The organism is Chelativorans xinjiangensis (assembly GCF_009812055.1).
Classification (GTDB): Bacteria; Pseudomonadota; Alphaproteobacteria; order Rhizobiales; family Rhizobiaceae; genus Chelativorans; species Chelativorans xinjiangense.
In genome coordinates, this window is record NZ_WQNH01000021.1 from 37629 (window position 1) to 58291 (window position 20663).

Annotated in this window: 13 protein-coding genes; 5 read left to right on the forward strand and 8 right to left on the reverse strand. The window is 66.7% G+C overall.

The annotated features are described in order from the left end of the window. Positions 1–227: 227 nt before the first annotated feature. The 4 genes from GM910_RS14425 to GM910_RS14440 form a co-directional block, all read right to left on the reverse strand. A complete protein-coding gene (locus GM910_RS14425) occupies positions 228–422 on the reverse strand; it encodes a hypothetical protein (RefSeq protein WP_159588357.1) in 195 nt (64 codons plus the stop codon). Between the two features lie 156 nt (positions 423–578). Then, positions 579–2498 (reverse strand): PhoX family protein, encoded by a 1920-nt coding sequence (locus GM910_RS14430; RefSeq protein ID WP_159588359.1) that lies wholly within the window; start codon positions 2496–2498, stop codon positions 579–581. Positions 2499–2679: 181 nt separating this feature from the next. Next, a complete protein-coding gene (gene pbpC / locus GM910_RS14435; RefSeq protein ID WP_159588361.1) occupies positions 2680–4743 on the reverse strand; it encodes a penicillin-binding protein 1C in 2064 nt (687 codons plus the stop codon). A gap of 269 nt (positions 4744–5012) precedes the next feature. Then, on the reverse strand, positions 5013–10484 hold the full coding sequence (locus GM910_RS14440) for an alpha-2-macroglobulin family protein (protein ID WP_159588363.1): 5472 nt from the start codon (positions 10482–10484) through the stop codon (positions 5013–5015). Positions 10485–10697: 213 nt separating this feature from the next. On the opposite strand from GM910_RS14440, the gene GM910_RS14445 reads away from it, so the two are divergent. The 4 genes from GM910_RS14445 to GM910_RS14460 all read left to right on the forward strand — a co-directional run bounded on the left by GM910_RS14445 (position 10698) and on the right by GM910_RS14460 (position 15291). Next, on the forward strand, positions 10698–10841 hold the full coding sequence (locus tag GM910_RS14445) for a hypothetical protein (protein ID WP_159588365.1): 144 nt from the start codon (positions 10698–10700) through the stop codon (positions 10839–10841). Positions 10842–10994: 153 nt separating this feature from the next. Further along, a complete protein-coding gene (locus GM910_RS14450) occupies positions 10995–13343 on the forward strand; it encodes a S8 family peptidase (RefSeq protein ID WP_159588367.1) in 2349 nt (782 codons plus the stop codon). Positions 13344–13422: 79 nt separating this feature from the next. Next, complete coding sequence (locus GM910_RS14455) at positions 13423–14046, forward strand: LysE family translocator (RefSeq protein ID WP_246226138.1); 624 nt, start codon at positions 13423–13425, stop codon at positions 14044–14046. A gap of 78 nt (positions 14047–14124) precedes the next feature. Next, positions 14125–15291, forward strand: a complete 1167-nt coding sequence (locus tag GM910_RS14460; RefSeq protein ID WP_159588371.1) for an Mrp/NBP35 family ATP-binding protein — start codon at positions 14125–14127, stop codon at positions 15289–15291. 244 nt (positions 15292–15535) lie between these two features. On the opposite strand, the gene GM910_RS14465 is transcribed toward GM910_RS14460, so the two are convergent. Next, complete coding sequence (locus tag GM910_RS14465) at positions 15536–16009, reverse strand: SRPBCC family protein (RefSeq protein WP_159588373.1); 474 nt, start codon at positions 16007–16009, stop codon at positions 15536–15538. 128 nt (positions 16010–16137) lie between these two features. Between GM910_RS14465 and GM910_RS14470 the strand changes: the two genes are divergently transcribed. Then, the gene (locus GM910_RS14470; RefSeq protein ID WP_159588375.1) at positions 16138–17940 is read left to right on the forward strand and encodes an IlvD/Edd family dehydratase; all 1803 of its coding nucleotides are present in this window, start codon (positions 16138–16140) and stop codon (positions 17938–17940) included. 34 nt (positions 17941–17974) lie between these two features. Here GM910_RS14470 and GM910_RS14475 read toward each other — a convergent pair whose 3' ends face one another. From GM910_RS14475 to GM910_RS14485, 3 genes are all read right to left on the reverse strand, one after another. Continuing rightward, the gene (locus GM910_RS14475) at positions 17975–18700 is read right to left on the reverse strand and encodes a copper homeostasis protein CutC (RefSeq protein ID WP_159588377.1); all 726 of its coding nucleotides are present in this window, start codon (positions 18698–18700) and stop codon (positions 17975–17977) included. After that, entirely contained in the window at positions 18681–19607 is a 927-nt protein-coding gene (locus tag GM910_RS14480) for an ROK family protein (RefSeq protein ID WP_159588379.1), read from the reverse strand. The genes GM910_RS14475 and GM910_RS14480 overlap by 20 nt, the downstream gene beginning before the upstream one ends. A gap of 102 nt (positions 19608–19709) precedes the next feature. Further along, positions 19710–20624: a 2-hydroxyacid dehydrogenase gene (locus tag GM910_RS14485; protein ID WP_159588413.1), complete on the reverse strand. Its 915-nt coding sequence runs from the start codon at positions 20622–20624 to the stop codon at positions 19710–19712. Positions 20625–20663 lie beyond the last annotated feature (39 nt).

The window sequence follows — 20663 nt, forward strand, 5'->3', positions numbered from 1 at the left end:
GGTCTGACCCAAACAGATGGTGCGCATCCATTTGGAAAGTCAGCCCCCTAGCTATTGGTCCGGTGGGGCGACCTGTTAGATGGGGACCATCTGACAGGATCGCACCACTGGAACGGCGTGGCTGGCATCCAGCTTGCCGTTAGCAAACATGATGTCAATTATCAACTTTTTACAAAGGTGGTGGCGCAATTGGGCAACCGGCTCCCTCCAGGGCAGCGATTGGCGGGTCAGGGAGAGTTTTTGTCGTGATGGCGCGCGACGTTCAAGAGGTGAGGGAGGCAGAGCAGCGATGCAACAACTTGCCCGACGACGAAGACCGCTGCCGGTATCAGCGCCCCGCCATCGGGGGCGAACAGGGTGGCAATGCCCAGCAGCGCTGTCGTCAAGATGGATATCGCTGCGGCCCAATAGACGAGGTTCATTGCTGCACCGACGCAGATACTTGTTACACGCCCTGCCCACATGGAAACTATAGCACCAAGTCGACACCGACGCGATGTAGTGGGCGGCACGGAACCTGCTGGTAGCAGCGAGTGTTGGGCGTGCCGGAGAAGGCACGCCCAAACCGAGCAGTAGCGTCAGCCCAGAAGGGCGTTGTCGTCGCGCTTGATCGCGATGATCGAGGAGCGCGGCAGTTTGCCTTCGCCGTCCGGGAAGGGCGCGGCGGGGTGCTGGATCCCGACGAACATCGTGCGGCGGTCGGCCGACCAGCAAAGCCCCGTCACCTCGCTGCCATTGGGGCCGGTGAGGAAGCGTTGGATCTCGCCGGTCACCGGGTCGCCCACGAGCATCTGGTTGTTGCCCTGGCCGGCAAAATCGCCCTCGTTGCTGTCGTCACCGTCCGTCTGGATCCAGAGCATGCCGGTCGAGTCCATGACCATGCCGTCCGGCGAGTTGAACATGTTCCCGGTGTTGACATTGGCACTGCCGGCATAAGGCCCCTCCGTGTGGACGGAGGGGTTGCCCGCCATGACATAGAGGTCCCATTCGAAGATCGAGGAAGCATGGTTCTCCCCTGCCGGGCGCCAGCGAACGATCTGGCCATAGCCGTTGGTCTCGCGCGGGTTCACCGCATTGACCGTCATTGCGTCCCCGCCCGCATTGGTGCGGACCGAGCCGTCGTCGTTCATTGCCCCGCGACGGCTGTTGTTGGTGAGGCAGCAATAAGCTTCGATCGCCGTCGGGTTGACGGCCACCCATTCGGGGCGATCCATCGTCGTCGCGCCCGCCTTCGATGCCGCGGTCCGCGTGAAGATTGCGATCTCGGCCGCCGACATGCCCGTCGCCTCGGGCGTGAGCGCGAGCCAGGTGCCGGTCTGGTCCTCGTTGAACTTCGCGACGTGGAGCGTCCCTTCGTCAAGCAGCGTCGAGGTGTCGCCGCCCGGCACGTAGACGTCGCGCGACACCCACTTGTAGAGGAACTCGCCCCGCTCATCATCGCCCATGTAGACCACCACGCGGCCGTCGGGGGCCAACACGCAGGCGGCGTTCTCGTGCTTGAACCGGCCGAGCGCAGTGCGCTTCACCGGTGTCGAGGAGGCATCGGACGGGTCGATCTCGACGATCCAGCCCGCGCGATGCGGCTCGTTCGGGTTCTGGCTGACGTCGAAGCGCGCATCGAACTTCTCATAGGCATAGCGGCCTTCGGCGGCGATGCCGTAGCGCGCGTAGCCCGCGGCGATCTTTTCGTCGGCCGGCATCTCACCGGTGGCGCCGAAGTAGCCGTTGAAGTTCTCTTCGCAGGTCAGGTAGGTGTCCCATGGCGTCTTGCCCGCGCCGCAGTTGTTGAAGGTGCCCAGGCTTTCCGTTCCGGTCGGATCAGCCGCGGTCTTCATCAGATCATCCCCGGCGGCGGGACCGGCAATGTGCATCGGCGTATTATGGGTGATGCGGCGGTTGAACGGGCTGTCCTTGACCACTTCCCAGCCGTTCTCAGTCTCGCTGACCTCCATCACGGTCACGCCTTGAAGGTTCTGGAGCTTGCGGACGTCTTCGGCGCTGGCCGGCGTGCCGTCCGTGGCCTGCGGCAGGTTGATCTTGTTGTTGACGTATTCCTGATTGACGGCGATCACCTGGGCGCCGCCGATCACGAACAGTTCCATCCCGTCCGTGTTCTCGCCGAACACCTTGTCCGACATGGCGGCGCTGCCGCCGGTCTCATCGGTGAAATCGCCTTCGGCCTCGGCGAAGAGGGAATCGCCCCAGCGTGTGAGGATGTTCCAGGAATAGCCCTCCGGCACGTGCACGGTGCTGTCGGTGGCGGCCGGAATCGGTTTGAAGGCAAAGCGGCTGGCCTGCTGGGCCCGTGCGGACGTGGAGTCCAGCAAGCCGGTTCCCATCACCGCCGCGCCGGACCCGAACGCGAGCATGCCGCCCAGAAAGCCGCGACGCGAGATCGCGCGCTCGACGACACGGTCGAACTCCTGTTCCTTGGGTCGTGGGAAGTTCAATTCGTCCCACTCGTCGGCGGATACCGTGGTCGGGTCGATGTCTTTCATAGTCTTCTCCTGGCTATGTCGCTGGGTTGCGTTTGGCACACACCAAACTTCCTTCCCTTGCTAGCCGGGTGGTTTGAAGGTTTGGTGACAGGGGCTATCGATGCCGTGGAGAAATGCGCGTTGGAGCTGGAGCCCGGCGATCATGAAGCGCGTTGAAGAAGGTCTGCCCGTACGATAGCGCTTACTCTAGGATCACGCGCACGGTGGCGCTGCGGCCGGCTGCATCGATCACCGTGAGGGTGGAGGAGCCGCGGCCGTCGGGCGTCCACGAGGCGGTGCGGCGGCGGTGGGTTTCGGGCAACGGCTCGCCGTTGGCGAGCCAACGGAATGGCGCCCGCCCGCCGTTGATCTTGAGCGCCAGCGGCATTACGCGGGCGCCTTGCGAAAGGCCGAGATCGACGCGCGCTCCCTCGGGCGGAAAGACGATCTCCGGTGCCGGCTCGGTCGGCGCGCCCGCAACCGCCGTCCGGCCGGAGGATGCAAAGCGGCGCAGCGAGAAAGGTAAATCCCGGGCGGCAAGACGCACGGCGCCCGCCGGCGCGCGCGGCAGTGGCGTCAGCCCGACGCCGGAGCGGGAGAAGGCCTCGAACAGGATGGGCGCGGCGGCAAGATAACCGGTCAGGCCGGGCACCGAGCCGCCGTCGGGGCGGCCCACCCACACGCCGAGCACGTGGCGGCCATCGTAGCCGACGGCCCAGGCATCGCGGTAGCCGTAGGAGGTGCCGGTCTTATAAGCGATACCGAGACGCGGCGCGCGCCCAGGCGGGACGACGCCCGCAAGCATGTCGGCGATCTGCCATGTAGCCTGCGGGGTCAGCACCGTCGCCGGGTCGGACGGGGTCTCGGAGCCGGCGACATGGCGCAGCGGCCGCACCTTGCCGTGATTGGCGAGCCCGGCATAAAGCTGCACCAGCCCTTCCAGCGTCAGCCCGGCGCCGCCGAGGCCGATGGCCAGCCCAGGCGCCTCGCCGGGCGGCAGGACGGGGTGGACGCCGGCGCGCCGCATCCGCGCCATCAGGCGGGCCGGGCCGACGGCGTCGAGCAGGCGGATCGCCGGCACATTGAGCGACATCTGCAGCGCCTCGCGCACCGTGACGTCGCCCTGATACTCCATGTCGAAGTTCTTCGGCCGATAGCCGGCAAAATTGCCCCGACGATCCTCGATCATCGTTTCCTGCATGACCAGCCCTTCCTCGAAGGCGAGGCCGTAGATGAGGGGCTTAAGGGTCGAGCCGGGCGAGCGCTGGACGACACTCATATCGATCCAGCCGGCGCGGGCGGCGTTGAAATAGCCGGCCGAGCCGACACGGGCCAGCACCGCCCCGGTGTGGGCGTCGGCCAGGATCATGGCGACCGAGACGCGGGCGCCCTGGCGCCGTGCCGCCTCGCGGGTCACCGCTTCCAGCCTGGCTTGAACGCCGCGGTCGAGGAGGAGCCGATGTTGGCGCTTTTCGGGGTCGGCGCGCCTGACGGCATCGGCCAGATGCGCGGCATAGGCGGGCATCGGCTGGCGTTCGGCCGCGATTGCCGCATGCGCGGCGCGGGCCACCTCTCCTTCGGCGATCACGCCTGCCTTGGCCATGCGGGCGAGCACCCGGTCGCGCGCGGCTTTCGCGGCTTCGGGATGGCGGTCGGGGCGGCGCGCCTCCGGAGACTGCGGCAGGGCGACGAGCAGGGCGGCCTCGGACAGGCTGAGCTTGTGCGGCTCCTTGCCGAACCAGGCAAGGCTCGCCGCGCGCACGCCTTCCAGATTGCCGCCATAGGGCGCCAGGGTCAGATAGCGCTCGAGGATCTCGCGCTTGGAAAGGCGGCGCTCGATCTGCAGGGCGCGGGCGATCTGGCGGAACTTGGCGGCGAAGCTGCGCTCTCCCCGCGGCTCGGCCAGGCGGGCGAGCTGCATGGAAAGGGTCGAGCCGCCCGAAACGATGCGGCCGTTTGCGGCAAGCTGAAAGGCGGCGCGCAAAAGCGCCAGGGGATCGACGCCGGAATGCGACCAGAAGCGCCGGTCCTCATAGGCGACCAGCATTTCGAGGAGCTGCGGGTCGAGCGTGTCGACGTCTGCTTGAAGGCGCCAGCGCCCGTCCGCCGCCGCATAGACGCGCAGAAGCGCACTGTTGCGGTCGACAACCTCCGGCGAGAGTGGGGCGGCATCGGCAAGCGGCGGCGGATAGGCCTTGTCTAGACGGTCGAGCGCGAAAACGCCGATGGCGAGCGTGACGAGCAAGGCGGTGGCGCCGATGGCCATTCGTCGTGCCCAGATTGCTGGGTTGCGCAGGGTGTTTGCTAGAAAGGACGGTGCCCGTCGCGTCGACCCCCCTCCGCCTGCCGGCACCTCCCCCACAAGGGGGGAGGTAGGCCGGCCGCGCGCTCCGGTACCTCTTCTGCAACGTCGGAGATTGGCGAAGAGTATGGCGACGGCCTGCCTCCCCCCTTGCGGGGGAGGTGCCGGCAGGCGGAGGGGGGTCGACGCGACGGGCACCGTCCCTTCAAGCGGTCGCTCTGTCCGGTTGCGTTTCACCTCACCTCGCCCGCGATCTCCATGAGACCGGTCGCCCTGCGCGCGGAAAGCTGCGGCCGGTACATGTCTTCGACGCTGGCCGCTGGATGGGTGTAGGTGCCCGGCGTCACCGCACGCACGACATAGGCGAGCCTGAAATCGCGGTTGTCGTCGGCGGTGCGGTCGAAGGCGGCGATGAAGCGGTCGTCGCGGAACTCGGTGTGCACGGCGTCGGTCTCGCCCAGCCATCCGAAATTGTCGAGCTGCGCGCTGTCGACGAGGCGCGGATTGTCGATCTCGAAGCCGGCCGGCAACAGGTCGGAGACCAGCACGCGCGAGGGCCAGGCATTGGCCTCGGTAACCTCCAGCACGACGACGTAGCGCTCGTTCTGGCTCACCTGCGAAACGTTCACCGCCGTGCCGTCGAGGCTGTAGTAGGTGCGTTCGATGGTGAAGCCTTCACCGCCGGCCGGCAGGGGCTGCCGGGGCGCGGCTACGGTGGTCAGCACCGCGTCGACCGGCTCGGCACCCGCATTGGCGATGGTGAAGGGGGTCTCGGCCACCTCGCCGCCGGAAAGCCGGCGTGCGAAGGCGCCTTCGTGCGGCGCGCCGTCGACCGTCAGCGCGATGTCCTCGCTCGCCTCATCCAGAGCCCGGGCGGCCAGCAGCATCCACGCCTCGTCTTGCGTGCTCATGTAGCGGGTGCGGCCGCGCATGTCGGAGACGAGGCTGATCATCTGCGGCACCAGCGTCTGCTCGGGGCGGCTTTCGGCGGCGAGTGCCAGCATCGCCGCCCCGTCACGCAGGCGCGAGCCGTAGTCGGAGCGGGCCATGTCGGCGTCCGTCGCCGATTGCGCCATGCGGAAGGCCGAACCGAACGCGGTCTCGGCGCGCTGCGCATCGCCATAGAGCGCCAGTGCCGCGGCGATCTGGGCGCGCGCCAGGGGGCTTGCGAACTCGTCGATGCGGGTATCGGCATAATAGCGCAGATCGCCGGCCGAGGCCTGGCGGTTGCGCGCCAGCACGTAGAGCGCATAGGCGATCTTGTCGCCGTTCGACTTGACGTCCGTGTCGTAGGCGAGCGCGTTCTGCAGGTTCTGCAGCGCTTGATTCATGGCCTGCTCCGGCACGGCAAAGCCCTGCTCGTTCGCCCGCGTCAGGAAATCAGTGACGTAGGAATCGAGCCACAGGTCCCCGGAGCCGGGGCTCCACAGGCCGAAGCTGCCTGCCGAGGACTGATAGGAGAGCACGCGGGCGATGGCCTTCTCGATGCGACCCTTGACCGCCGGGTCGTCATCGAGGCCGGCGGCCTTCGACAATTCGCCGACATAAAGCAGCGGCAGCGCCCGGCTGGTGATCTGCTCGGCGCAGCCATAGGGATAGCGGTCGAGCGACATCAGAAGCGCGGGGATGTCGAAAGCTTCGGCCTGCGAGACGTTGACGGTGACGGATGCGCCCTCCGTGAAGCTGTCCGCAAGAAGCCCGCCATCGATCTTCAGACTGCCGCCATCGGCGGCGAGCGTCACCGTGCGCCGGGTGGCCACCGGCACCACCCCGGGCCTCACCGGCAGGCTGACGGATTTTTCCACCGTCAGGCCGGACTCGTGGGCGAGCGAAACGGCGATGCTGCCAGTGCCCGCCTCCTGCGCGGAGAGCGGCAGCGACAGGCTCGTCCTGCCGCCGGCGGCGAGGTCGAGGCTTGCCGGAGCCGAGCCCGTGTCGACGGCGACCGCGCCGTCGGCTGAGATCGAAAGCGTATAGTCGCCCGCAGGGCCGTCGGTGTTGGCTATTTCGACCAGCATCCGCGCCTCGTCGCCGGGTGCGAGGAAGCGCGGCTGGCTCGTCGTCACGACGATGGGATCGCGGATGACGACGTCCTTCGATGCGCCGCCGACAGCACTCTTCGACCAGGCGACGGCCATGACGCGCACGGTGCCGTTGAACTGCGGCACGTCGAAGCCGATTTCGGCCTTTCCCTCATCGTCGAGCCGGACAATGCCGGAGAAGAAGGCGATCAGCTCTTCCGTCGGCGGGCTGCCGGTCGACGTCATACCGCCGGCATCGCCGCCGGTGCGCAGCCGGCCGGCCGCACCCAGCGATCCGTCGATCAGCCGGCCGAAAATGTCGCGCATCTCGAGCCCCAGCATGCGCTGGCCGAAATACCAGCCGGCCGGGTCGGGCGCCTCGTAGCGGGTGAGATTGAGGATACCGACGTCGACCGCGGCGACGGTGACATAGGCCTCCTCGCCGGCGGCAAGCCCGCCGAGGGAAACGGGGATCGTGAGCCTGCCGTTGGGCCGCGCCTTGTCGGGGACGTCGAGATCGACGGCGAGCGAGCGGGCGTCCGGATCGACCTTCAGCCAGCGGACGCCGATGGCGCGCATGGGCAGACGGTTTTCCGTGGTCTCGCCCGGCCGGAACAGGGTCGCCGTCACATAAGTGCCGGCGCCCAGATCTTCGGTCACCGGGATGTCGACGGTCGTGCCTTCCTCGGGAACGCTGACGGTGAAGGTGCGCTGCGGGCTTTCCGCGCCGAGCGTGACCAGGGCCTCGCCGGCAAAGCGCGGCGAAATCTTCAGCCGTGCCGTGTCGCCGGGCGCGTAGGTCTCGCGGTCGAGGGCGATTTCCAGGCCGTCGGGCGTTTCCGTCGAACCTGCCTCGACGTACCAGCCGGCGTCGAACTCTACGCTGGAGATGGGGCCGCCGGATTCAGCGCTTTCCACCTCGAGCCGATAGCGGCCCCAGTCGGCGGAAACGCTGATCTGCGGCTCGGAGTCGGGCGCGGCGTCGACGGTGCCCTCCTGCACGAGGCTCGTGGTGTCGATCGGCTCGTAGCTCCAGGAGCTGCCGTTGCGATACCACTGATAATGCCGCTCGACGCGCAGCAGCGACCATTTAAGCCTCGGCATGGCGATGCGTCCGCCCGAGGGATCGGCGGCGATGACACGGAAACTTGCCGTGCCGCCTTCCGGCACACGGCCGCCGGAGAATTCGGGCCTCAGGCCGATGACGGCGGTTTCCGGCTCGATGCCGATATCGAGCGAGCGCTCGACGGCGCGGCCGCCGGCCTCGCGCATCCGCATGCTGACCTTGGCCGTCAGAAGCTGCGTGGTGGAAGGCGCGCTGTCGACGGAAACGTCGAAGACGGCCTTGCCGTCGGCGTCTGTGTCCGGGAGCCCGGCAAGCGGCACGCGCGTAGCCTCCACGCCCTCCTCGTCCTCAAGACCGAAGACATAGCCGGGGAAGCGCGCCCATTCGCGCGTCGGACTGACCGTCAACTGGCCTTCGAGCGCCAGACCGGCGGCCGGCGCGCCATAGAGATAGCGGCCTTCGAGGGTGATCTCGGTGGACGAGCCGATGGCAATGGTGTCCGCGGCGCTCGAAAGCTCGAACTCGGTGCGGTCCGGGACGAAATCTTCCACCAGGAACATCTTTTCAGCAATCGGCGCCTCCTTGGGGTCGGCGTGAACGCGCAGGGACCATGTGCCGCGCATGGCGTTTTCAGGCAGCGCCAGATCGACGGCGTGGCCGCCAAGCTCGGCCCCTTGGGAGACGATGCGGCGGTCCTCCACGCCGTCGGGGCGCTGGAAGATGAAGGTCAGGGGCAGGTCGTCTACCGCCTCGGCGGATGGGTTGCGCGCAAGGGCTGCCGCATGCACCGTCTCGCCGGCGCGATAGATGCCGCGCTCGGTCCAGGCGAAGACGTCGAGCGGGCCGGGCGCCGGCCGGCCGGCAACGCCGCGGTCCGACAGATCGAAGCCGCCGCGCGTCATGTCGAGGAAGACGAAATCCTCTTCGCCGCCCTCGGCGATGAGGACGGTCGGCGCAAGGCCGGCGTCGCCGCGCACAGTGCCCGGTGCGAAGCGGGCATGGCCGTCGCCGTCCGTCCTCGCCTCGCCGAGCACCTCGTTGTTGCGCGCGATGAGCGTCAGCTTGAGGCCGGCCATCGGCTTGGCCGTGGCAAGCGAGCGGGCAAAGACGGACAGTCCGTCCTCGCCGGCGAAGGTGGACAGGCCGATATCCGATATCAGGAACCATTGGGTGGCGCGGCTGTCCCAGCTCTCGCTGGTGTCGCCCTCGGGAATGGCGGTCAGCATGTAGATGCCGGGCTTGCGCTCCGGCACCGCCTCGTCGATGGGGATGCTGGTGACGACGTCCTTGTTCAAGTCGGAGGCGATGTCGACCGTGCCTTGCCAGATGGGCTCGCCCATGTCGCCGGCGACCTCGTCGATCTCGTAGTCGTTGAGCTGCTGGAGGAATTTCGATTCCGTCATGAGCCGTGCCAAGGCGCGGTCGCCTACCCGGTAGAGCGAAAGCTTCGCACTCGACGCGTTGACCGAGACCATGGGGATGCCGCGCCGGGCGCTTGCCGGCAGCACGAAATTGTCGCCGGTGAAGCGCAAGGCGGGGGCGCGGTCGCGAATATAGATTTCCAGCGGAACCGGCTCGGCGATCACCTCGCCGATGGCCGCCGGCAGGCCCTGGCGGATGACGACGCGGTATTGCTCGCCGTGCTTCAAACCGGTGACGCAGAGCTCCTTGTCGCTCTGGTTGATGGCCGCGGCGGGCGTGTTGTCGACGGCCACGTATTGCGCGTAGTCGACGCCGCTCTTGACCAGTTCCTCGGAGAACTGGACGCAGACGCGCGGCGTGGCGCTGTCGGCATCGACCGAGTGATCGACGACGCGGAAGCCCTTGCGGCGCTTGAGATCGGCGTAGCGCGCCTGCACGCTTGCCGAGGCGTGAAGCGCAAGGCTCGCCTCGTAGGCGCTGATGGCCGGCCGGAAGAGGCTGCGCAGTTCCAGCGCGGCGGCCAGCGCAGCCAGCGCGTCGGCACGTGCCAGCCTCGTGCGCGACAGCCGATAGGCGGTCACGGCCGCACCGGTGGCGGCGCGCTGCAGCCGGTAGGCGGTCTGCTGGCCTGCGGGTGTGGCATTCGTCGCTGCGTGGGCAAGCCCGGTCCACAGGGTAGCGTTTTCAGGCTCGACGGCGATGGCGGCGGTGTAGTCGCGCATCGCGCGGTTCGCGTCGCCGCGCTCGAACGCCTCAGCCGCGGCGGTGGTGAGCGCGACGAAACCGGCATCGCCCGGACCAGCGCTGCGCAGCAACGCGTTTTTATATTGCTCGGCTTCCTGCAGGACATGGCCCGGCACGAAGCGCAGCTCGGGCGGAGCGCCGATATCGGGCTCGGCACCGGCGGTCACCACCTTGCCGGCGACCGCACCTTCAAAGGTGTTCAAGACGTTGAAATCCGACTTCAGGAAGCACCAGCGGGCACGCGTATTGTAGGTGAAGGCCCGGCATTGCGGGTCGCCGAGACAGGCGCTCTCGCACTGGTCCAGCGAGACGTTCTGCTCGGTGCGCAGATCAAAACCGAAATAGTCGCTGTTCTCGGTGGTGACGATGCGCCTGGCATCTTGCGCGGCGGTGGGGACCGTCAGCGCGAAAAGAGCAAAAACGATCAAAAAGAGCCCGCGTAACGTGCACATCGCATCCCTCCAGGCGCTGCCGCTATCGTCCCCGTGATATTCGTCCAGTTTCGTGAAGGTCTGTCAACAGCCGGCGCGGAAGGCGGACAGGCTCACCTTACTCCCCTATAACTTCCAGTTGCGCCAAGTTGGGGCTTTCCGGCCGTGCTCCCGGCGACGACACGAAATGCGGCATAGAAGAGCTAAACATGAGAAACGCGATCTGCCGACTGCTTGCCGGTGATCCTGTACGTCAAGCTGACGGTGGATCCGGCGCAGGCGGACATGCCGCTGCGCCTCGGCCTCGTCTATCTTCACGGCCAGCACGGAACCCGACCCGGCGCTATCGGCCTCGCTCGGGCTGGAGAAAAATTCTGAGGATGCAGATGTGCGCATTCGCTAAAAAACTTGGCAAGCTACTAACTCTTCCATCATTTTTTCTGCGTCAGTATCGAATTGCTCGGGCACGATACGAATTCCAGCAGGGGCTATCCGGTGGCTCCTCTTCAAGGGGAGGCAATACGAGGAGCCATGAGGGAATCCGCATTGTGGTTGGTCGCCGGGGCGGCGTGCTTGCTCGTTGCGAGCTGCGGGGGCGGCGGTAGCGGCAGCGGTGACGGCGGCGGTTCCACGCCACCGGACGATGAGCCGCCAGCCAGATCTTCCAACTATCCGGAGATGGACGAGACGGCCGCTGGCAACTACGCCGCGAATGCCGAGTTCAACCGGATCGATCCTTCCTGCGGCGGCAGTACCAACCCCGGCTGCGTCGGCACATCCAACTACGCCCTGCAGAACGTCCATTACGCGCATACGGCCACACTCGACGATGGAACCAGAGTGCGTGGCAAAGGCACGCTGATTGCCGTTGTCGACGACGGGTTCCGCCGCAGCCACCAGGAATTTTCCGGCAAAACGATCCACACTTTCTTCGGCGGTCTATCGTTTGTGACGGAAGACCATGGCACGGGTGTCGCCGGCATCGCCGCCGGCAACGCAGACGGCAAGGGGATGATGGGCGTGGCGCCGGAGGCCGACCTGCATCTGACCTCCTGGGCAACCGCAAACGATACCGGCAGGCTTCTGGAGCATCTGACCGCGGCCACTGACGACGCGGCATCGCTCGGCGCCGTGGTGCAGAACAATTCGTGGGGATTTGACCAGGAGATCGCCGCCGACGAGGAGATCGCAGCTTTCGAGGCTTCCGGTGCGGATAGCTATGCAGAATATGTCGCCGGGGGCAATGCCAGCCTGATGGCGGATTTCCAGAGCCTGTTTGACGCCTACAGCGATTTCCAGGAAACGGGCGTCATCGTCTTCGCCAACTCCAACGACCGCAATCTTGGCACCGACGACGGCAGTCAAGCTGATGCCTCCACCCTCGCCGCGCTTCCGCTTTTCGTGCCAGAGCTCAAGGGAGCATGGCTTACCGTCAGCAACGCGCTTTTCACGGTCGATGAGGGCGACGGCACAATCCTCGATGCCCAGCTTCTGTCGGCACCCTGCGGCTCCGCCGCCAGGTTCTGCCTGACCAGCGACGGCACCGCCTACGTGCCGACCGCATCGAGCGACACGTCCTACCGCGTTTCAACCGGCACGTCCTTCGCCGCGCCGCAGGTCTCGGGGCAGATCGCCCTCCTCGCCCAGGCTTTTCCCAACCTGTTGCCGGCAGAGCGGACGGTGCGCCTCTTGGCAACGGCGCGGACCGACTGGGACGGCTTCCAGAACTCGAAGGCCGGCGAGCAGAGGTTCGCGCCTGGCGTCACGCACGCCTATTCCAGCCTCTACGGCCACGGCGTGCCGGACATCAAGGCGGCGCTTTCGCCCCTCGGCGGACTGTCCATCGCCAGCGGCGACAATGTCTTTTCCGGGCCGCGCACCAGCCTCGACGACAGCATCGCCACCGCCGGCCCTGTCGTCGGCAACAGCGTGGCCAAGGCGCTCGCCGGCCGCCGTATCATGGCGGTCGATGCATTGGGGACGGATTTTTACTTGCCGGGCAGCGTACTCGGCACCGAGGGCGGCAATGGCGGCTTTTCGTCGGGACAGGCGAATGCGGGCCAACTTGCCCGCAATGTGGAGGGGGTGGCGACGAGTTTCTCGTTCCTGGAGGCCAACTCCACCGCCGTTGCGGCCCTGGAGGACGCGGCCGTGCCGAAGCTATTCTTCTCCCAGACGCTCGCCAACCTCGGCGGCGATACCGCTTTCTCGCATGTCTTCCCCCTTGGAGAGGGGCGGTTTCTGCAACTCGCCGGACATATGGACCAGGCGCAGGACGGCAGCAACACGGCCTTCTCCCTGTCGCGCCTGACGGCGCGCCAGAACTTCGCCACGGAGCTTTCCTTCTCCTTCGGCCATAGCGCCAACCGCTTTTTCGGCTATACGGCAAGCGGGCCTTTCCTGCCGGCGGAAGACACGGGCAACGTGGCGGCCGGCTTCAGCATCAGTACCGCGCTGTCGTCAGCCTGGTCGGTCGGCGCCTATGCCGAGTTCGGCAGCGGTTTCGTGGGGAACGATCCCTCGGCGCTGGTCGACTACGGCGCCTTCGCCTATGCCAGCGGCGGCCTTTCGGCGCGCCGCCGCGGCGTCGCCACCGGGCACGACATGCTCGACCTTTATGCGGGCGTGCGGCCCAAGACCGTGGCGGGCAAAGCCGATTTCAGTCTGCCGGTCGGCCGCGATATGGACGGCACCATTCATTACGAAAAAATCGGCGTCGACCTTGCAAATTCGGATCTGCCGCTGCGTCTCGGCTTCGTCTACCGCAACCGCACCGAGCGCGACTTCGACGTGCTGTTCGGCCTCAATACCGACTTCATGGCCGGCAGCGACCCCGATCCGGTGCTCTCGGTCTCGCTGGGATTGAAGAAGTCGTTCTAGGCGCGCGTTGTTGCATGTCGTCCGCCACCGTGCTTTTTTCGATTGCATGCGCGGTCTGCATGCACCGGAAGGAGTTGCAGTGCTTGTCCTCATAAGTGTCTTCGCCATCTTCATCCCCGCGCTGGTGCTGCCGGGGCCGGATTTCGTGGCCGTGGTCCGCTCGTCGATGACCGGCGGCACGCTCGCGGGATTGAAGACGACGGTGGGCGTTTCCGTTTGCCTCGGCCTTTATGCGACGCTGAGCCTTTTGGGGCTTTCGGCGATCCTGATGGAGTTCCAATGGCTCGCCTGGGCGATCCGCGTTCTCGGCGGCTGCTACCTCATCTATCTCGGCGTCCGGCTGGTGTTCGCAAAGCCACAGGAGCTGGCGGTGGACCAGGCGCAGGGCCGTGCCGGGCGCAGCCCGCTCATCTTCGGGTTCCTCGTCACCTTGACGAACCCCAAGGCGATCGTGCTTTTTGCCAGCGTTTTCGCGACCTCGATCACCGCTCAGACGCCGGCGTGGGTGCTTGTCGCCATGGTCGTCCTCGTCGTCTTGAGCGCGCTTGCCTGGTATTCGCTCGTCAGCCTCTTCATGTCGTCGCGGCTCATCCTCAGGCGGTTTTCGGACGCGCGGCATTGGGTGGAGCGCTTCGCGGGCGTGTGCTTCGTGGCAATCGGCGGCCGCATCCTTGCCGACAGCCGCAATCCTGTGACCGTTTGACCCTTCGGCTGCCGGTGCGCTTGGTATTTCCGCGAAACATGACTATCTGGCAGGCGTACGCGAAGAAAGTGAGCCGCAATGAGCGCCGTCACCCGTCAAGCCGTTATCGACAAGCTCAGCACCATCAAGGGGCCGGACCTTGAGGGCGATATCGTTTCGCGCGGTCTGGTGTCGGAGATTTTCATTGCCGACGGCAAGGTCTTCTTCTCCATCACGGTTCCCGCCGAGCGTGCTCGGGAGTTGGAGCCCATGCGGCAGGCGGCCGAGAACGCGGTGAAATCCATTCCCGGCGTTGCAGGCGCGATGGTGGCGCTGACAGCGGAAAAGCAGGGCGGGGGCATGGGCGCGACACCGCAGCCGACGCCTCGGCCACAGCCTACGCCGCGCCCGCAGCCGCAAAGAAGCCCCGCGGCTCCGCAAGGGCAGCAGCCGGCGAAGGCCGGTGTGCCGGGGATCGAGGCCATCATCGCCGTGGCAAGCGGCAAGGGCGGCGTCGGCAAATCCACCACCGCCGTCAACCTGGCACTGGGTCTCAGCGCTCTCGGGCTGAAGGCCGGCATTCTGGATGCCGACATCTACGGCCCCTCCATGCCCCGCCTTCTGGGGCTCAGGGGCAAGCCGGAGATGGTGGACGGCAAGACGCTCAAGCCGATGCAGGCCTACGGGCTCGAGGTCATGTCCATAGGTTTCCTCGTCGAAGAGGAGACGCCGATGATCTGGCGCGGGCCGATGGTCATGTCGGCGCTGCGCCAGATGCTGCGCGACGTCGCCTGGGGGGCGCTCGACGTCCTGGTGGTCGATATGCCGCCCGGCACGGGCGATGCTCAGCTCACCATGGCCCAGCAGGTGCCGCTGGCCGGCGCCGTCATCGTCTCGACACCGCAGGACCTGGCTCTCATCGACGCCCGCAAGGGGCTCAACATGTTCCGCCGCGTCGACGTGCCGGTGCTCGGCATCGTCGAGAACATGAGCTATTTCATCGCCCCCGACACCGGCAAGCGCTACGACATCTTCGGCCATGGCGGAGCGAGGAACGAGGCCGAGCGGCTGGGCGTGCCGTTCCTGGGCGAGGTACCGCTGACGATGGATGTGCGCGAGACGTCGGACGCCGGCACGCCGGTTGTCGTCTCGAACCCCGACGGGGCGCAGGCGAAGATCTACCGCGCCGTGGCGGAAAAGGTGCTGGAAGAGATGAAGCGGGAGCGCGAGGCGGCCGGCGAGGCGCCGGCTATCGTATTCGAGTAGGGGAAAGCCTGGCTCATAACGTGCCCGGCCGGGCTACCGATCTACTAGCATGGACGGCGCCGAGCGCCCTCGTGGTTCGACAAGCTCACCATGAGGGCTATTGGGATGTCACCGCTTCTGTGCACCGATAACTGAAGCTTGAGCGCTCGGCCCGATGTCGAAGGGCGCAGGCGTTCCAGTAGCCCTCATGGTGAGCCCTGAGCTCGTCGAAGGGTCGAACCACGAGGGCGCTAGGCACCGCCCCTCAAGCGCTCTGCGCTTCCTCCTCCGCGCCGCTGACGCGGGCGTTGAAGTTGGAGAAGAACTGGCCGGCCAGCTTCTTCGAGGTCGACTGGATCAGCCGGCTGCCGAGTTGGGCCATCTTGCCGCCGACATCGGCCTTGGCCTGATAGGTGAGGATGGTGGCGTCCAGGCCGTCCTCCTTGAGCGAAACGTCGGCGCCGCCCTTGGCGAAGCCGGCAACGCCGCCCTTGCCCTCGCCGGAGATGGTATAGGAATGGGGCGGGTTGAGATTTGTGAGCTCCACCGCGCCGTTGAACCGAGCCTTGATCGGGCCGATCTTGAGCGAGACGGTAGCAGCGAATTCGGTGTCCGAGTTCTTCTCCAGTTCCTCGCATCCGGGGATGCAGTCCTTCAGAACGTCCGGATCGTTCAGCGCCCGCCACACGGTCTCCACCGGCGCTTCGATCCGCTCCTCGCCCTCGATGATCATGGCCATGGCTGGTCCCTCCGGTTGGGTGTCGTCCTTGGCTAACGCAGCCGGCGGCTCTTGTCCATCCGGCACTCTTGCCGCCCGGCCCGGGATGCAATATCCGTGAGCCCGGCAACCCGTAGAGGCTTTCGATCATGACCCAAGGCAGCCGCAAGACCCGGCTTCGTTCGCAACAATGGTTCGACAATCCGGACAATCCGGGCATGACCGCGCTCTACATCGAGCGCTATCTGAATTATGGCCTGACGCGCGATGAGCTGCAGTCGGGCAAGCCGATGATCGGCATCGCCCAGACCGGCTCCGACCTTTCGCCCTGCAACCGGCATCATGTCGAGCTTGCCAAGCGCGTACGAGCCGGCATCGAGGCCGCCGGCGGCATCCCTTTCGAGTTTCCCTGCCACCCTATCCAGGAGACGGGCAAGCGGCCGACAGCCTCGCTCGACCGCAACCTTGCCTACCTGTCGCTGGTAGAGGCGCTTTACGGCTATCCGCTCGACGGCGTCGTACTCACCATCGGCTGCGACAAGACCACGCCGGCACTGCTCATGGCCGCGGCCACGGTGAACATCCCGGCCATCGCCTTCTCCGTCGGCCCCATGCTCAACGGCTGGCACCGGGGCAAGCGCACCGGCTCGGGCACCGTCGTCTGGGAGGCGCGCGAACGGCTGGCCGCAGGCGAGATCGACTACGACGAATTCATGGATCTGGCGGCGTCTTCCGCGCCGTCGGTGGGCTTCTGCAACACCATGGGCACGGCCTCCACCATGAATTCGCTGGCCGAGGCGCTCGGCATGCAGCTTCCCGGCTCCGCGGCGATCCCCGCGCCCTATCGCGAACGTGGCCAGATGGCCTATGAGACCGGGCGACGCATCGTCGAGATGGTACACGAGGACCTGAAACCTTCCGACATCATGACGCGCGAGGCCTTCGAGAATGCCATCGTCGTCAACTCGGCGCTCGGCGGCTCCACCAATGCGCCGATTCACTTGAACGCCGTCGCCCGGCATCTGGGCGTGCCGCTCGACAACGACGACTGGCAGAAGGTTGGCCATCACGTTCCGCTTCTCGTCAACATGCAGCCGGCGGGCGAGTATCTGGGCGAGGATTTTCACCGCGCCGGCGGCGTGCCGGCCGTGGTGGCGGAGCTGATAAAGGCGGGTCTGCTGCCGCACCCGGACGCCAAGACGGTGAACGGCCGCACCTTTGGAGAGAACTGCCGCGATGCGGAAAATCTCGACGGCAAGGTCATTCGTCCGGTGTCGGACCCCCTCAAGCCCAACGCCGGCTTCATCAACCTGAAGGGCAATCTCTTCGACAGCGCCATCATGAAGACCAGCGTGATCTCGGAGGAATTCCGCGCGCGCTACCTGGCGAACCCGGACGATCCTCTCGCCTTCGAGGGCAAGGCAGTCGTCTTCGACGGTCCGGAGGACTATCACGACCGCATCGACGACCCCGCGCTCGCCATCGACGAGCATTCTATCCTCGTCATGCGCGGCACCGGGCCCGTCGGCTATCCGGGCGCGGCGGAGGTGGTCAACATGCGCCCGCCGGACTACCTCATCAAGAAGGGCGTCCACGCGCTCCCCTGCATCGGCGACGGCCGCCAGTCGGGAACCTCGGCCTCCCCCTCGATCCTCAACGCCTCTCCGGAGGCGGCGGTCGGCGGCGGCCTGGCGCTCTTGAAGACAGGCGACCGGATTCGCATCGATCTCAACAAGGGCAGCGCCGACATGCTGTTGAGCGATGAGGAGCTGGCCACCCGGCGCACCGCGCTGGCGGCGGCCGGCGGCTACGCCTTCCCGGACCACCAGACGCCCTGGCAGGAGATCCAGCGGGCCATGGTGGACCAATTGGCCGAAGGCATGGTGCTCAAGCCGGCGACGGCTTATCGCCGCATCGCGCAGGAAAAGGGCATCCCGCGCGACAATCACTAAGACGGCGAGCGAGCCACGCTCTTTCCCTGCGGTGTTACCCAGCCGCGGAGATTTTCTCCTTCAGCGCCCGCACAAGCGCTGCGTCCGTGCGACGGCGCTTTGCCGGTGAAAAGCCGAGCGAGACGAGCCGGGCATCGGAAACCGGTTCGGCCGTCGAACACGAGGCATGGACCTCACTCACCGGCAGCCTCGGCAGCAGCCTGCCGATCGTCTCGACGTTGATCCCCGCGCCCGGCATGATCGATATGCGGCCTGCCGCGGCGGCGATCGTCTCTTCCAGTGCCGCTACGCCTTCCGCCGCGGTCGGCGCCCCGCCGGACGTCAAGATGCGCTCGAAACCGAGTTCGACCGCCATCTCGACGGCCTCCGCCCGGTCCGGAACAAGATCGAAGGCCCGGTGCAGCGTGGTTCCCAGCCCGCCTGAGATTTCAGCCAGCCTTTTCAATGCGCGGTAATCGAGGCTTCCGTCGCGCCTGCCGGCACCGAGGACGACCCCGGCAAGCCCCGCCTGCCGGGCCGCCTCGATGTCCCGTGCCATGGCATCGAGCTCAACTTGCGCATAGACGAAATCCCCTGCCCGTGGCCGGATCATCGCATAGACGGGAACGGGCGAGGCGATGCCCGCCATAAAACCCGCCGGCGGCGTCAGGCCGCCGAGGTCCAGTGCGCTGCACAGTTCGATGCGATCCGCCCCGCCGGCAATGGCCGCCGCCAGGCCGGCGGGATCGTCGACGCAGACTTCAAGCAGAATGCCGCTCACGCTCCACCTTCTTGAACCCCAGGAGCGCCGCTCCCATCAGGCCCGGCTCGACACGGCAGGCGCCGCGAACCACCAGCGGGCGGTCGAAGCGGCGCAGGATGCGCTTGCGCACCGCCATGTCGATCTCGGAAAGGAGCGCCTGCGCATTGGCAAGCCCGCCGCCGACCGGCACGATGGTGGCGCCGGTGACGTTGATCACCATGGCGAGCGGCCCGCTCAGGAGATCGACGAAGACGTCGACCGTCCGCGCCGCCTGCGCGTCGCCCTTTTCCCATGCCGCGACGATATCCTCCGAGGCCAGATCCTGGTCGTGCAGGAGCTTGTGCAGACGCTCCATGCCGCGCGCGCCGCCCACCGTGTCGATGCAGCCTTCCTGCCCGCAGCCGCACTTGAAGGCCGGAATGGCGACCGGCGGATTGCCGGCGAAGGCGGCGGCCACCGGCCCATGCCCCCACTCGCCGGCAAACCCGCCTTCGGTGTTGACGAGCTGCCCACGGGCCACCAGCCCGCCGCCCACGCCGGTGCCGAGAATGGCGCCGAAGACGATGTTGTGCCCCTGCCCGGCGCCGACCGCCGCCTCGGCCATCGTGAAGCAGTCGGCATCGTTGGCGATGATCACGGGCAGGCCCAGTTCCCGCTGCAGATCGGCTTCAAGCCGGCGCCCATGGATGCAGGGGATATTGGCGCAGATGGCGGCGTGGGTTTCCGGGTCGATGACGCCGGCGATGGAGATGGCGATGCAATCGGGCCTTCCCCCGGCTGCCGCAATCACGCTCTTCAGGCTGGCGACGAAGGCCTCGAAATCCCGTGTCGGCGTCGGCATCCGCCGCACCGGCTCGATGGCCTCGAGGGAATGCACCACCGCCCCCTTGATTGTCGTCCCGCCGATATCGAAGGCGATGAGCATTTCAAATCTTTCTGTTCGACGATGCACGGCGAATCGCGCGCCGGCGGTGTTTCAATAGCGGCTGCGGGGCGCTGCCGAAATACTATACCGGGCCGGCGCCGCTCAGTACCCCGCTTTGCGATCCACCAGGTTTTTAAGATTCTCTCCCCGCTCGAAGGCGGCCATCTGGGCGAGCATCGGCTGCACCAGATGTGCCGGGTCGGAGGTGGCCGCCGCGTGCGGCGTCACGAAGACGCGAGGGTGCGCCCAGAGCGGGCTCGCCCGCGCCAGCGGCTCGCGCTCGAACACGTCGAGGCTCGCCTCCTTCAGCGTCCCGTCGTCGAGCGCGCGCAAAATATCCGCCTCTCGCTGCAGCCGGCCACGACCGGCATTGACGAGACACGGTCCCCCGAGCGGCCCGTCGCTTCTCAGCCGCTCGAGCACCGAATAATCGATGATGCCCTCCGTCGCCGGCGTCAGCGGCAACAGCACCACGAGAATATCCGTGGCGTTCAGGAACGGCGTCAGCCCTGCCTCGCCGGAAAAGCTCCTCACCCCCTCCATCCGGTGTTCCCGCCGGCTCCAGCCGTTGACGGAGAAGCCAAGGGCGTGAAGCGCCTTCGCCGCCGCCTGCCCGAGCGCGCCGAGCCCCATGATCCCCACCGACACGGCCTCTGCCGGCGGCTGCGGCGGCTCATGCCAGATCTTGTCCCGCTGCTGCGCGCGATAAAGCATGCCCTGCCGGTGGTGGTCGAGCACGCGCCAGGCGACATATTCGACCATGTGCTGCGTCAGGTTATCCGCCACCACGCGCACGATCGGCACGTCCGGCAACTCCGGATCGGCAAGGATATGATCCACGCCGGCGCCGATGGAGAAGATGACCTTCAGGTTTGGCAGCCGCTTCAAGAGGCCGGGCGGCTGTTTCCAAACGACCGCATAGTCTATTCCCGGATCCTCGGGTCCCTCCGGCTCCAGCACGACATCGCGCTCCTGCGACAGAAGCTCGTACCAGCGCTGCGGGTGCATGCCCGTCATGGAAAGGAGAACGCGGCCGCCGGCCTTCGTTGTGTTCAC

What these genes read in the sequence shown, in the direction of transcription:
- GM910_RS14485 (WP_159588413.1), bottom strand. Translation starts at nt 20,624, where the DNA reads ATGACGGGCATGCACCCGCAGCGCTGGTACGAGCTTCTGTCGCAGGAG.
- GM910_RS14430 (WP_159588359.1), bottom strand. Translation starts at nt 2,498, where the DNA reads ATGAAAGACATCGACCCGACCACGGTATCCGCCGACGAGTGGGACGAA.
- GM910_RS14465 (WP_159588373.1), bottom strand. Translation starts at nt 16,009, where the DNA reads ATGGCCATGATCATCGAGGGCGAGGAGCGGATCGAAGCGCCGGTGGAG.
- GM910_RS14480 (WP_159588379.1), bottom strand. Translation starts at nt 19,607, where the DNA reads ATGCTCATCGCCTTCGATATCGGCGGGACGACAATCAAGGGGGCGGTG.
- GM910_RS14470 (WP_159588375.1), top strand. Translation starts at nt 16,138, where the DNA reads ATGACCCAAGGCAGCCGCAAGACCCGGCTTCGTTCGCAACAATGGTTC.
- GM910_RS14460 (WP_159588371.1), top strand. Translation starts at nt 14,125, where the DNA reads ATGAGCGCCGTCACCCGTCAAGCCGTTATCGACAAGCTCAGCACCATC.
- GM910_RS14450 (WP_159588367.1), top strand. Translation starts at nt 10,995, where the DNA reads ATGAGGGAATCCGCATTGTGGTTGGTCGCCGGGGCGGCGTGCTTGCTC.
- GM910_RS14440 (WP_159588363.1), bottom strand. Translation starts at nt 10,484, where the DNA reads ATGTGCACGTTACGCGGGCTCTTTTTGATCGTTTTTGCTCTTTTCGCG.
- GM910_RS14425 (WP_159588357.1), bottom strand. Translation starts at nt 422, where the DNA reads ATGAACCTCGTCTATTGGGCCGCAGCGATATCCATCTTGACGACAGCG.
- pbpC (WP_159588361.1), bottom strand. Translation starts at nt 4,743, where the DNA reads ATGGCCATCGGCGCCACCGCCTTGCTCGTCACGCTCGCCATCGGCGTT.